12 protein-coding genes are annotated in these 13,847 nt (G+C 52.2%); all 12 read right to left on the bottom strand.

Annotation, left to right across the window (positions count from 1 at the left end; translation table 11 throughout):
- Positions 1-2: 2 nt before the first annotated feature.
- Positions 3-752, bottom strand: a complete 750-nt coding sequence (locus tag Poly21_RS19600) for a glycosyltransferase family 2 protein (RefSeq protein ID WP_302119667.1) — start codon at positions 750-752, stop codon at positions 3-5.
- Positions 753-873: 121 nt separating this feature from the next.
- Positions 874-2,661 (bottom strand): carbamoyltransferase family protein, encoded by a 1,788-nt coding sequence (locus Poly21_RS19595; protein WP_146408517.1) that lies wholly within the window; start codon positions 2,659-2,661, stop codon positions 874-876.
- A 138-nt stretch (positions 2,662-2,799) separates the two neighbouring features.
- The gene (locus Poly21_RS19590; protein WP_146408516.1) at positions 2,800-3,588 is read right to left on the bottom strand and encodes an FkbM family methyltransferase; all 789 of its coding nucleotides are present in this window, start codon (positions 3,586-3,588) and stop codon (positions 2,800-2,802) included.
- Positions 3,585-4,415, bottom strand: a complete 831-nt coding sequence (locus tag Poly21_RS19585) for a glycosyltransferase family 2 protein (protein ID WP_146408515.1) — start codon at positions 4,413-4,415, stop codon at positions 3,585-3,587. Before Poly21_RS19585 ends, Poly21_RS19590 begins: the two co-directional genes overlap by 4 nt.
- A 30-nt stretch (positions 4,416-4,445) precedes the next feature.
- Positions 4,446-5,609 (bottom strand): glycosyltransferase, encoded by a 1,164-nt coding sequence (locus Poly21_RS28330; RefSeq protein WP_367302563.1) that lies wholly within the window; start codon positions 5,607-5,609, stop codon positions 4,446-4,448.
- Positions 5,610-5,647: 38 nt separating this feature from the next.
- On the bottom strand, positions 5,648-6,961 hold the full coding sequence (locus tag Poly21_RS19575; protein ID WP_302119662.1) for a phenylacetate--CoA ligase family protein: 1,314 nt from the start codon (positions 6,959-6,961) through the stop codon (positions 5,648-5,650).
- Positions 6,958-8,166: a glycosyltransferase gene (locus Poly21_RS19570; protein WP_146408512.1), complete on the bottom strand. Its 1,209-nt coding sequence runs from the start codon at positions 8,164-8,166 to the stop codon at positions 6,958-6,960. The genes Poly21_RS19575 and Poly21_RS19570 overlap by 4 nt, the downstream gene beginning before the upstream one ends.
- Positions 8,156-9,616 carry an O-antigen polymerase gene (locus tag Poly21_RS19565; protein WP_146408511.1) on the bottom strand — a complete coding sequence of 487 codons (1,461 nt, stop codon included), beginning with the start codon at positions 9,614-9,616 and terminating at the stop codon, positions 8,156-8,158. Before Poly21_RS19565 ends, Poly21_RS19570 begins: the two co-directional genes overlap by 11 nt.
- A gap of 169 nt (positions 9,617-9,785) precedes the next feature.
- Complete coding sequence (locus tag Poly21_RS19560) at positions 9,786-11,033, bottom strand: glycosyltransferase family 4 protein (RefSeq protein ID WP_146408510.1); 1,248 nt, start codon at positions 11,031-11,033, stop codon at positions 9,786-9,788.
- Positions 11,034-11,123: 90 nt separating this feature from the next.
- Positions 11,124-12,038, bottom strand: coding sequence for a glycosyltransferase family 2 protein (locus Poly21_RS19555; RefSeq protein ID WP_146408509.1), 915 nt, complete (start codon positions 12,036-12,038; stop codon positions 11,124-11,126).
- Positions 12,039-12,086: 48 nt separating this feature from the next.
- Positions 12,087-12,917: a sulfotransferase family 2 domain-containing protein gene (locus Poly21_RS19550; protein ID WP_146408508.1), complete on the bottom strand. Its 831-nt coding sequence runs from the start codon at positions 12,915-12,917 to the stop codon at positions 12,087-12,089.
- 51 nt (positions 12,918-12,968) lie between these two features.
- Complete coding sequence (locus tag Poly21_RS19545; protein ID WP_302119660.1) at positions 12,969-13,793, bottom strand: FkbM family methyltransferase; 825 nt, start codon at positions 13,791-13,793, stop codon at positions 12,969-12,971.
- Positions 13,794-13,847: the final 54 nt, after the last annotated feature.

Here is a 13,847-nt window from a genome sequence, read left to right as displayed (position 1 = left end):
CCCTACCTCAAAAACTGCGGTAGCTTCCTGAGCGGTTTGGTTAGTCGCAGGCCCCACGGTGGTGGCAGCCCGTTGCTGGTCCACGCAAGGCGGTCATCGGCGTTGGCGTTCATGCGATTGCGGATACTTGCGTTGCTAGCACCGCCCATTCGCATCTTGACCATCACCTGCGGTACGTAACGCATCGAAATTTGATGCTTGACCATCATCCGCACCAGTAACTCGTAATCCGCCGCCGTCTTCATGTGATCGTTGAATACTCCAAAACGATCGTAGCACGATCGCCGCAGGTACACCGTGGGATGCGGTGGCATCCAACCGCGACGAAATTTGGTGACTTCGTACTCTCCTGAGACCCACTTTCGACGAACGCGCTCGGGCGACTCTGCGTCGACATAGTCCAAATCCCCATAGACACCGTCGAATCTCGGGTCAACCAAGCCATCGGCAACTCGCCTCAGCACGTCCTCATCGGCGAACCAGTCATCGGCATGCAGGAATCCGATCACATCTCCAGTAGCTGCCGCAATGCCCTTATTGAGCGCGTCGTAGATTCCATTATCCGCTTCGCGAATGGATTTCGTGATTCGGTTGCCGTAGTTAGTGACCACGTCGGCGGTACCGTCGGTTGAATTTCCGTCGACAACGATGTATTCCAGATTCACTTCACGTTGAGCCAATACTGACTCAATCGCAACACGGATCGTGTCGGATCGATTGTACACCGCGGTAATGACGGAGATCTTCATCATTCCATGTGTGCTCTTAGGCGTGCGATGGTAAGAAGCGCGGTCGCCCAGTGGATCAAGGATTTAGGCCAAGCGTGTTGAACGCTACTAAGTACCCAAAGCTGAAAAACGCTTAACAATCCGCTCACCCCGGCTTTACCTGCCGGTCGATTGAGCTTTTCTTTTGGAACGCTTCGGGGAAATCGGCTCGATGTCGGTCGATGATGCAGTTGCCTAGCACCAATGCATCCATATCAGTCCGCAAGAAGCATGAGATGGCCTCGGCGGGTGTCCGCACTACCGGCTCGTTCTCATTGAGTGAGGTGTTTAAAACAATCGGCACGCCCGTTTTCTCGTAGAAACGCGTGATTAGCGCGTGGTACAACGGATTGGTGGATTTGGAAACGGTTTGCAGGCGGCCGCTGCCATCGACATGAGTAACCGCCGGGATCAGTTCTCGTTTCTCGCGTCGAATCGGGAACACTTTCTCCATATAAGGCGTGGGTTCATTGATTTCAAACCACTCGCCGGCATGCTCCTCCAAGATGCTCGGCGCGAACGGTCGAAACTTCTCGCGATACTTTATTCGTAAATTAATGATATCGCGCATATCGGTCCGTCGCGGGTCCGCGATTAGTGAGCGACTGCCCAACGCCCTGGCGCCAAACTCCATTCGTCCTTGAAACCACCCCACAACCTTCCCGTCTAGCATCAAGTTGGTCGTTTGATCCACCAGGTCTGCTTGGTCCACGCAGTCGAACGGCAGTTCTGCCGTGCGGATGGCGTTGGCACATTCATCGTCAGTGCTTTCGCAGCCCCAGTATGCGTGATCTTGCACGAAGCTGCGTGGATTACCGAGGACCTTGTTCCATACATAGAACGCTGCTCCGAAAGCAGTCCCGTTATCGGCCGCTCCCGCAGGAATATAGACGTGTTTAAAAGGAGTCTGAGAGGTGATTTTTCCATTGGCAACTGAGTTCATCGCCACGCCTCCTGTCATGCACAAATTCTCACATTGGGTTTTTGCATGCAATCGAGTGAGCATGTGCAAGATGATCTCCTCCGTGACGACTTGCAAGCTCTTCGCGATATTATCGTGTCGAGATGTCATCGGTTCGTCTCTCGCTCGCATCGGTCCGAGCTCAGCAATCAGCTTCTGTGAATGAAATGGTTCGATGATTGGCGCGCCATCATTCCACTTCATCTTGACACCCGTTTTTTGGTGCGTGAAATACTCTAAGTTGAGCTCAAACGTGTCTCTTTTAGGGCGGATCATCTTGCGGATGGAATCTGCAAACTCCGGTTCTCCGTATGGGGCGAGTCCCATGACTTTGTACTCGTCACCATAATAGGGGAATCCCAAGAACATCGTGATCGTGCTATACAAAAATCCGATCGAGTGTGGGAACCATACACGATCGAATTCTCGCCAGCCCGTGCCCTTTGCGTGGGCAGTCATCGTCGACGTGAAATCACCCATGCCATCGACCGACAGCACAGCAGCCTCCTCGAAAGGCGAGAGCAAAAAGCCAGCCGAAACATGCGTCTGATGGTGCTCAATGCGGTGGAACTGAGCACGAACCGTCGATCGGTCCACACCGAGTCCCCGAGCCAACTGATCCTCCAGACCGAGCGTTTTTCCTTGGCGTTTCACACGGTCGAGTATCGCTCGGGCGCTGGGGCGGTGCGAAGCCACGAAGGCCAACCGCCGCGCAAGATTCGCTCGCGGGTCGAATGAGATGGCCACGTGATCGACATCGCTGATGCTGATCCCCGCCACCTCGAGACAGTACTGAATCGACTGCGCAGGAAACCCAGCCCAATGTTTGATCCGGTTAAACCGCTCCTCCTCCACCGCGGCAACAAGTTGTCCATCGACGACAAGTGACGCCGACGCATCACCATGATAGGCGTTGATTCCAATAATGTTCATGAGGCGGTGAGCAAGTTATGAATTGCAGACAATGCGTCCGCATGGGTTGTTGATCGCAATCAATCAACGCGGGCAAAGGGAGTCTTCTTGAGAACTCGGCCAGCCACGCGATTTTGAGATAATTGTCTGAGCGTGCATTTACGTCGTTGTGGTATCGTCTAATCCACAGGCTCGTTCTGCTGGAATCGCGAGTGTATTGAATCTGCAGGAATCGATTCTTATTGGATCCACCGCATCACCGTCGAATAGAACGTATTTGTTCGCCGAGAATACTGCAGCAACATGCTCGCTCTGTGCACCGGATACTTCAATATAGAAAGACGGTCGATGTACACTCAGTATGTGTTGCGCTCCTCGCAAGACCTGCATCTCCGCACCCTCTACATCAACCTTGATGAAATCTGGCACTCCAAAGGTTTCAACCAAATCATCGAGTTTGAGCGTTGGCACGTACTGGGCGTATCGCGTACCACCCGCCTGCGTACGGTGGCCAGATTGTTCAAGCGAGTTCGATGCACGGCCTCGATTTGCGATAAGAAACCGGGCAACGCTCGTTTCATCAGATGCCGCACAGCACAGCACCCTCACGTTCAAGTCAGAATTGGACGGCATCTGCGCCGACCTTTGCAGCAAATCGGCGAGAAACGGATCAGCTTCAACGGCCAGAACTTTTCCAGGCGAGCCAACTCGATGGGCTGCAGCGAAGGTGAACAGCCCTACGTTTGCACCGATGTCCCAAATCGACTGTGCAGTCGACAAAGTTGTCGCGATCCGCAGTAGGCTGGGGTCACCACGCTCAAGATTGGGGAACAGATACTTCAGTGCAGCGTCGGGAGATACATGGATAGATCGCCTCCCAAAAGCCTTCGGCAGTCGCCGTCGAACAATCTTGCCACGGCCCCATCTCTCAATCAGAGTTCGAATCATTGGCCGTTCACCATTGCGTCCTTGATCGAATCATTTTCGAGTACTTGCCTGCTCGAACTTACTCGCTCTGGGAATTTACGTTCAATCAAAACCAAAGACAGCAATAATTCGGCAAACACTCGCTGCAGCGAGTAGAAGCATCCGGCCCATCCATCGCGAACGAGTCGCTTGACGAATAGGCAATAAAATAGAGTGAGCCACGGCGCAAACACGATTCTTTTTCGCAATCTGTCCTTCCAGCCAAGTGTTGAGCTGTCGCCCGCGAGTAGTTTGTCCGCTTCAAGATTTGCATACTTTATCTGCGATGAGCACCAACGCGCCAAAGACTTATGATCATCGTGAGAAACGATTGACGCCAAGTGCCCAACATCTACCTCCGAAACGTCAAGTGTCTGTGTGTGTCCGTCAGCGATATATGTGCAGTGAGCGGGGCGGAATAGCACCACCCTTGGAGGATAAAGCGACGCGTGCAGTGGGCGTCCGTAGACGCAATATCGAAATTGTACGTCAAATGCCTGTTGAGACGTTTCCAGTTTTTCTAGTTCCAGGGGGAAATCGGATCCAAACACGTAGTCAGCGTCCAGGGCAAGCACCCATTCGCTGTCGATTTTACTCAAACCAAAATTCCATTGATTGGTGTGGTTGTCAAAATCTCGATGAAATAGGTCGACGTGTGAGAACTCTGCTGCTATCGCTCGGGTCCTGTCGCTGCTGCCACTATCAACGATTACAATTCGGGAAGCCCAGTCGAGCGCCCCCAAGGAAGTGCGCAGGTTTGCCTCCTCATTGTAGGTAAGAATCAGTGCCGTAACGTGGGATAGATTCAACGGTAGCTCTGGCGTTGCTTTAGAATGTTTTTAAAGTCGGATAAAGTCGCACGGGGATTCAGGCTGTGCTCTTCTCGAGATCAGCCATTGATAGAATCGTGACATTTGTTCAGCAATTGCAGGCCACTCAAATCGATTCGCCGCCCATTGAGCGGTATGCTGACTCATCTCTAACCTTGCCTTTTCGTTTAAAGAGCAAGCTTTCTGAATCGCATCGGACAATCCTTCAACGGTCGGCTCGACGCACCAGCCGACTTCGTCATGTGCCAGTGTGCTCCAAGGGGTTCCCGTTGTCGTGATGACAGGAAGTCCAGATACTAGTGCTTCAGCGACAACGATACCGAAGTTTTCGCTGAACGAAGGAAGTATGAAAATGTCGGCGTTTGCGTACTGCTGCCATTTTTCCAGTTCATTGACTTCAGGATGAAACGATATCTCAGAGGATAGACCCAATGCAGTGATCTGTCGCTCGACTTCGCCGCGGTATCCGGCCTCGTCCGGACCAACCAATAGCAGTTCCCAATCTTGAGGATTGACTTGTTGCCAAGCTGAAATGAGATTTAGGAGTCCCTTCTTGGGGTGAATCCGAGACAGGAATAGCATGCGGTTCTTTCCATCGCGTCGATCACGGTTCGGCTTGGAGGCTGGAGGCTGTACTCCGTTTGGAATGACAGCGATCGGCTGTCGCATGCCAAGCCGCCGCAATTCGTCCGCTTCCAATTCCGAAGTGGCATGGAATGCTGTCGCCGACTCCAGGTGGCGCTTTTGATAGAGCGACCAGGCAATTCTTTTTTTTCGACTTCCATGCTCGAGTGCCCATTCCGACACCATGCCTCTGGGGGAAACAACTCGAATCCAATCTTTCTTTTTTGCCGAGCGTGCAACTGCACGATTTGATGGCAGCCAGATACCGTGGTCATGAACGAGGCAGGGGCTCGGTGCTCTCGCATGCAGTGAAGTTATTAGCTGAGAGAATGGGCCGGCGTTGAGTAGGCGGCCGAAGTAGGCAGATTCCTCGACGAAATGCACCGGAACGGAGTTGTCCGGAAGGATGGATTGGACTCCTCGCGTACGCCCCGTCACCAACTGCACATGAACGCCGCAGTTCGATAATGCCGTGCACAACGCCGGCACACTGCGGGAAGTCCCCCCATGATCGATCCGAGTGCTGGCTATGACTTTGATAACACTCACGTGAGGCTTGGTTGGTGCGTCGTCGCGTTGTTCGTAAATCAAATGATGGACTTCGTTTTACGCTTGTCGATAAACCACCGCCGCTTGCCAGCAACATTCGTCTCAACATCACTCACAAACCGAACGATGGAGCCTCCGAGTGCAGGGTGTACTTCTTTCAAGCGATCACGAATTCGAGTAGCCATCGCGGGGTCGTTTCCAGTCTCCGACACTAGGCGTATCTCCATCCGGTCGGGTAATAGTGCCATCTGAATGTTTCGGACAGCCGTTTCCTGATGGATACAGTGGAAAATCGCTACGCTATGAATTGAATTTCCGTCGTCTAATAAGATCACGTCATTCAGCCGACCGGCAATGTTTTTAAACTGGGACACATTGCCATGTTTTTGCACGCTCGCCTCGCCGATAGCGTCACCAACCTTGTAGCGGATAAGAGGAAGGTACCTGCGATACAGACTCGAGATAAGAATCGGCTTCTCGTCATCATCACTTTCTGTTGCTTCGCATTCTACATAGTTCAAATCCGAATACACCTCGAATGGAGCATCACCAACCTTAAAAGCAACTTGGCCAAATTCGGCTCCGCCATATTCCTGCACCACCGGACACCCGAATAGGTCGCTAATCATTGGGAGACTGTCAGGGCGATTGGGCGGTTCGGCAGTCGCCAGTACAAACTTCAACCCCGCCGCATGGAATCGTTCACGATACTCATTGGTGTACTGCGAGAATAGATCCAGAGCAGTTGTGTAGCCGACGAGTCCAAGCGGCCGAAATCGCAGCAATTGTTCTGCGTAGCGATGGCAATCTGATCGGTTTAGTCGGTAGGCATCGACACGGTGATAGCCAAGCAGTCGGTCCTTCGACTTTCGAATCAGATGATTCATTCGCCCTCGAATTCCTGTTCCGAGTAAGTGCGAGTGTCCCCAGATGAGAAACATGCGTGAATCCAGCGAGTACCCGAATCGCTGCCAATCCGCTAGTTTGACAACTCGCATCAAGTCGCGTTCTGCAGGACTGGATCCGATTCGTAATGGGGTACCTGTTGATCCTGCCGTTCTGGTGAAGCTGTCAGGTGGGCCCGAAGCTCTGACGAAATCCTGCGGGCGATTCTGTAATATTTGCCGTGTCAGGATTGGAATGGAACGCAGTTCGTCCCAAGAATTAATTTCGGCTGGCGCATTTTGTGCTTCGACGAGTTTCCTGTAGTAGGGAACGTCGTTTGTTGCGTCCTGCCAGGTCAACGCAATCAATTCAAGTTGCTCCGCACTTGACAGCGATTTCAATCCTCGCCGGCGTGTCGCTTTATCAAAGTCACTTCGCTGCTTTTTAAAGAGCGACGCCATGTTCATTTTGGCGGCCTTTTCGAGTTGAGAGCAGACCACATCGAGGTGGCAAATCGGTCGGGACCCCATTGCTGCACGATAGCTTCAGAACGCAGTCCCATCGAAACGCGATTGTCTACTGGCGTCCTGTGGAAGTCTATGAACGCTTGGCAAATTGATTCGGTTTGCTCTGGGTAAAAACTGGCGCCATTATGTCCTTCATCGAGGAGCACCGACGCGCAGCCACAGGTCTTTGAGATGAGGATGGGTAGTCGCGAGGCCATTGCCTCGTTGACGACTAGTCCCCATTGCTCTGTTGTGCTGGCATGCACAAACGCACTGGCAAGTCCGTAGTAAATGGGCAGTGTTTCGTACGGAATTAGCCCGGGCAGAATGATATGATTCTCCAAACCAAGTTGCTTTCGTTTTTCCAGCAGCAGTCCCTTGTCTGGGCCATCGCCCATCAGGACCAATTTCCACGCCTCCTCTCCCATCGCAACGCGATATCTCGCATAGGCCTCGAGCAAGCGAGGCAGATTCTTTTTGGGGACGAAACGATTTGCGGCGATCCAGTAATGAGAAGGCAGATCGAATTGTGCGGAATAGGACGCACGACGGCGGCGTGCCTCAGCGGCACCCGTACGGAAGTGTTCGTTGTCGACGGCATCGTATCCTGGAAAGCAGCAACTTCGATCGATGCCGAAAGACGCAGCATACTCAATATGGGGAGGCCCCCCAACGATAGCAGCATCGAACCGACCGTAGATTTCACGCTTGGCTCTTTCTTTCCAGCTTTTTCGGGGCGCATCATCGAGTTTGCTCTCCGAAAACAAAACCATGGGAATACCTCTCTTCACGCCCCATAACCACGGTCCGAGATATGCCATTGACGGCATGCCGAAGGCAATGGAATCGGGTTTCAGTTCCGATAATGCGTGATGGACAAGTCGACCTGAACGAAAACTCTGTGGTTCGGTATCGTTCTCGTTGTACGCTCTCACCACCTCGAATGGTAAAGCTCCCGGATCCGCAAACCACGGGTACTCCGCAATTCTTCCGTTTCGTAAAACCAACGCAAGTTGGCAACCGTGCTTTTCGAGTAATCGGTGCAAGGCTGTCAGGCGGGCAATGTGGTAGGGACCCGTTGCACCGATAATTACAGCAAGTTTTCCTTGGAATCTGTCGGTCTTCTGTTGGATGGGTTTAGCTGCCAATGTAGATCTATCTCTCATGAACACTCAGGGAGCCAAAGAAGTTCTGGTAAATTGCAATCACCAAAAACCAACCAACAATGCCGTAGCTCATTAACACCAAATCGATGCCAGATCGAGTGCCCGCGAAGAGAGCGAGTACGCCAATGCCGTAGACAATCAAGCCGCCGGATTTCGAATAGAGTTCGAATGTTCTCACGAGACTGATTGCCAGCCATCCAATGAACACCCCTCCCGTAGCGCATCCCAAGAAACCGAACGCCATGTAAAGTTCGCCAATTATGGATGATGAATACGAAACTCCTTTTACGCCCAGGTACCGTGGCAGATTGAAGCCCGGGTCAACAGGTTTTCCTGGCCAGAAAATACGAGGTATCGGCCGCACTGCAATCCAAAGCGGCCATTGCCAAGTCACATAGGGGTGTTTTTCCGGTACGATTTGCGTCAATTGAGTAAGACGAAGAAAGTTATCGTCCACGTGAAGATAATTTCGCTCTGTCATTCGCTCATTGAAATCACCACCAAACGCCTTCGCAATTCCAACGTTGCGATAGGTAAGGATCACTTGCATGACGAACAATAGTGCAAACGCGCATAGACCAATCGTGATTAGGGAGCGTAGGCGAACACGGGGGTTTGATAGAAGCCAAACGGTCAAAGCCGAACCAACCATCACCCCGATGATGCGCCTGCCACCGCCCACAGCCATGAACGCAGCGATGATTAGGGTCAATGATAGTGCGACTAGCGTTCTCGAGTGAAGCCAGCCCAACTGACGTGCAAGTAGGGTTACTAGCACAGGTAGTATGTAGCCAAAATACGCAAAGTGATCTAGAAAGGCGTCCCATCCACCCATCGCTCCTCGCCCCCAGGGAGACGCCCAGCGTCCTCCATTGAAGGCACCTACCATCGCGTACAAGTCAAACTTGGCTGGGACTGCGAACTTGAGGAAGGCCAGCGAAAAGGCGATGATGATCAAAGTCGTCAGCTGCCTCGGTGTCAGTTGCACGCTCAAGCCCGCCCGCAAGCGACTCGGGATGCGACCAGGTGGCAGCATGCCGCCAATCCAGACACCGCCTGTGAACAAGGCAATGCACACAAACGAATTAATGACGTCGGCCTGACTGATTCGTAGCAACGGATACGCCCCCTGAATCATATCCAATAGTAGCCAATAGACAGGAGATGCAGCGGCAATATTGAGAGCATGAAAGGCCGATTTGGGTGCGTGTTGCAGTTGCAGCAACGTAGGTACTACGAGCGCCACCGAGAAAATCGTCGCCGGTAACCGAAGCGCTCCAGCGGCTGAACATTCAACTGGAATCGTCAGGATCGCCAATCCAAGCGCAACGACCACCATCGCCAGTCCGAGCTGAGGATTCGTTTGCCAGTCAACCGTGCTTGTGCGGGAAGGTAGGTGAAGCTGCACGCTTCGAGTGCCCCAATTTGGCGGGTTGCTCGGCATGCTCATTGTTTTCGATTCCGTAGCAATTTTGGATTCACTCTGTACTTCATTGACTTGTGCAGGGAATTGATCGAAGAATACAGGGTGTCCTGCACGAGCAGTTCGGCAATGCCCAGTAAGGTGAGTGCAAGTCCTCTGCGGGCGTTTGTTACACCATGGATGCAGAATTGCATGATCAAAGCAGCTCGCTCAGGGCGTGACTCATCCGATTGGTGCTATAGGTATCGGTTTGACACGACTGCTCGGACCATTGCCGCAGCAAGTGAGGCTGCTCAAGAATCGCCTCGATAGCTTCGACAATGGCGTTAGATGAATTAAAATCCAATCGTCGTCCATTGATGCCGTCTTCTATGACATCACCACAGCATCTAGACGCAACAACAGGTAATTTCCAGGCTTGAGCTTCCAACTGGGTCAGGCCAAAACCGTCCGAGTGCGTAGGGAACAGGAATATGTCCGAATTACGGTACCATTTGTTCGTTTCGCTTCGCGGGATTGGTCCGATGAACCTAACATTGGGGATTCGGCTCCATTGCTCAGGGATCAGTTGGGGATGAGAACCAACCACTGAAAACTCAACGGGCTGCTGCAATAGTTCCTCTGCTGCCTTCAACAGTTCCAAGATACCTTTTCGGACAGTCACTTGGCCCAAGAATAGAACCTTGAGAGGGCGACGTGCAGAAAAGCGAGGAGCGAAGTCGCGTACGAAGGCCGTTGACGCCGGTGGAGGTGAGTAGGCAAGCGGAATCACTGCAAGCTTCTGAGGGGCGACTCCGGATTGTGCTACTAGCGATTGCGACCAATTTGAATTCACGACGACTCGATCTGCTAATTTGCATTCATCATGCCATTGGTCCCAGTACTGTGAAGGCGCTGGCCTCCAGGGGTTGTCCTCGAAATTTTGCTCAGCTCTTAGTTGGCTGATGAGTCGCTCGTCCTGGAATCCACCATCGATTTGGCCCAAGACAGTCATCCAACCTTGGGATTTTGCCCAGCGGAAAAGCGACAATGCAGCGTAACTATACGCGAACAGAATTGGCTGACGTTCGCTTTTCACGCTAGGTCCTGACTCGCTAGCCAATCGTATCTGTGGACGGCTTGTCAGCCACTTGATCGCTCTGCGCTGAAACCAATCATTTCGCGCAATGATGGCCTCCCATCCGCCTCGACGCTGCAGTCGCAGTCCCAACTCAAACAAAATAGACTGGAAATTCGCATGACCGACTTCAGCTGATGCTAGATCATGGCAATAGCGATCCGCCAGCCGCCGTCCCATAGATAGCCCACTCAACCGGCGGGCAGTTTCAGGAGCAATCCATGCGTCGGTGAATAGTCCGTTGAGACATCCACTGGCGTGCAGAGCCGCTGCGACCGAGTAATGCTCTCGTGCGCCAAGTTGGCAAACAGTCCAGTGAGCGTGCATGCTAGGAGGCGACTTTCCAATGTTTGAGATTTGGCAATTCAGAGTTCCATACTTTAGAGCAGGCGGGAATTAATTTGATCGTCGGTGTGCTCAGTCCGCACGGCGGTGAGAGATCGAGGGATCGGTAGTCGGCTCCCATGACATTCTGACGGGCGTACGTCGCAACTTGAGGTATGAGTGAACGCTCGTCGCACGTAGCGCCGAACGATAAACGCGGTGTCCATACAAGTGTGATGGAACGTTGAGTAGGCCTTTGACAATTCCCCGGCGTCGTCCATTGTGAAGCAGCCATTTAACTCGTTTGAGAAGCTGGCCGACTCCGATCGGCCAGCAAACAACAGGGTAGCGTAGAAACGTTAGTAGCGCAATGTTCGCGACGCTCGCGGCAGTAACTCCAGGATCTGCATGCCGTCCTAGGTCTGTATCGTGAAACACGCGCAGCCAAGGCGTATGCATAATTCGATGTCCATCCGCATGCATCCGCAGCGCCAAATCTACTTCTTCCATGCCATAGGCCATCGCCAACGGGACATAGCCCGATGTGGTTAAAAACGCGGATCGGCGGTAGATACAGGCTCCTCCCGAAAAGTCAGAGACCAAGCTAGCGTGCTGTTCGTCAGGTTTGGCGTGTTCCCCGCGATGATGCACCGCGGCATTCAAAATGGAAACATCTGGGAATGTTTCCATGAGTACAATCACTCTGGCAAAATAATCTCGCTCGACAGGATAAGAGTCGTCATCGAAGCTTGCCACGTACTCGTTTGCTGCCGTTTCGACCATCTTGTTGCGTGCTCCCCCGGGGCCTAGATTGCCGGAGCTGACGATTACCTTGGCGTGAGGGAACTCAGTCCTGACTGCCTCCGCTGTGTCTTCCTCACCGCCGTCGACATGCACCATAATCTCGTCTGGTGGAGGACTGCACTCACTGATGCATCGCATGGTTTTAAGAACCATCGCTTTCCTTTTGTGGGCGGCCACAATCGCAGATACAGGCGCTACATGCATCACTTTATAGTCTGTGTTTCAATATTTCAGTGCGACGTAGATTCTCGCTCATGACGAACGAAAGTGCCGCCACGTTTGGTGCGCAATCTTCAAACCAGGCGCGGTCAGTGTGTTTTGCGTTTTGAGTGCAAATGTCTTTGCTGCCAGGTGGTTTATTGTTGACGTGGACTCTTCGAAAAGAAGCTTTGCATGATCGTAGAGCAATTGGTCATATATCGTTAGCCGGTCAATGCACTCAATATCCTGACTGGAGAGTGGCTCAGTCGCCAACCGTCGATTGCGTCGTTTCACAACGTAGTATCTTGGTGTCTTGGACCATCGCAAAACATGGGACATGGCAATGAGGCTTTCGTCAAATCTCTCGAGAAGGCCGAAAGCAGTGAACTTGTTGTCGAGATTGGATTTTGCGATATCGAGGATTGCCTGATTACACTTGCCGAAATCAAAGTCAATGCCGGCCACGCGACGAACCTGATCATTGTCAATGCACTTGTCTTGAAATTCGCTCGCGTAGTCCTTCAGAGGAGTTCTCTTTCTTGCAGATTCATACCACCAGCCACCCTTGTCGTGATGCACTTCGGCCTCGTGACGCATGTGGTAGATGTAGGACTTTAATCTGTTTGCAGGGTCTCGTAGAAACGTTAGATATCTTACGCCTCCTTCGACTAGTTGATGGACGCCATAGCCGAAATGTCCGCGAATTAGACTTGCTTTCGAGATCTGCTCTTTTGGAGTCCGGGCTAAAAACGAGGGCACAAGCGACAGTTCGTTCGAAGGAACTTCAATCCGAACGCCACTCGCATACTCTCGAGACAATATAAAGTTGAACGTCGTGCCCGCTGTTTTGGGGATATGGACAAAGCAAACAGGCTGATTCATCTTATTGCCAAGTGATTGAAATCGTGGTGCTGGGCGACTCGGAAGCCGGCTTTAGGTTCTCTGGTTGACGTCGTGATCCGTTGTACTGCTTATCGGGACCTTGATCCAGGATGTGCGATCTCGGAAGTTACTTTCGTCGCGAATCGCCAGCAAATTTTCGAAAGTTTTGGTTTCGTATGTGGTGGAGATAGGCGCGTATTCGTTCTGGTGAACGTGCTTGAAGAGGTGGAAGCCAGCTGTTGTGAATTGCTCCAGCAACTCGCCAGTTTTGTATCCAAAGCGTGCGAAATGAACGGAACTCACCTCAAAGAAAACGCATTGAGTTCTTTCAAGCAGTTTTGGAGCGCCCTCCACCACGTACTTTTCGTAGCCCTCAACGTCGATTTTCAGAAGCGCTACTGGTTGTGGGCGGCTGGCTATGTTGTCCAGCCTATCCACGGGAACCTCGAGGCTGCCTATTCCAACGCGATTCATATCATCGCGGCGATCGTCTGAGAATCGGAGTACGCCTCGTTCTGCGCCCACAGCTGAATTGATAGCTGACACATTCGTGATTCTGTTCAGTCGCAAGTTCTCGGTAAAGAATGCAAAAGTACGCGGGTGAGCTTCGATGCCAATCACGTGACCTTCGGGTCCGACACACCGAGACGATGTCAGCACCGTATCGCCAATGTTCGCCCCAACGTCAACAACATAGTCGCCCGGTTTAAGATAGTCGACGAAGAATCTGAGCGAATCTTCTCGGCTGCCTGGGTCAATCCACAGTTGAGACGAAAGGTTTGCTGGATGAAACCGCAGCAAATATTCTCTTTGTTTAATTTTTAGGCAACGGCACAGTCCTGTTGCCATCAGCAGTCTGGCCAGCACGAACCGCATCGGGCTCTGCTGATTTCGCAGGATCTTAAAGTAACGTTTCATTGGCGGGTTTCT

The sequence above is a fragment of the Allorhodopirellula heiligendammensis genome, assembly GCF_007860105.1.
Classification (GTDB): Bacteria; Planctomycetota; Planctomycetia; order Pirellulales; family Pirellulaceae; genus Rhodopirellula; species Rhodopirellula heiligendammensis.
The sequence above is the reverse complement of the archived record's forward strand: the minus strand, read 5'-3'. Positions and strand labels throughout refer to the sequence as shown.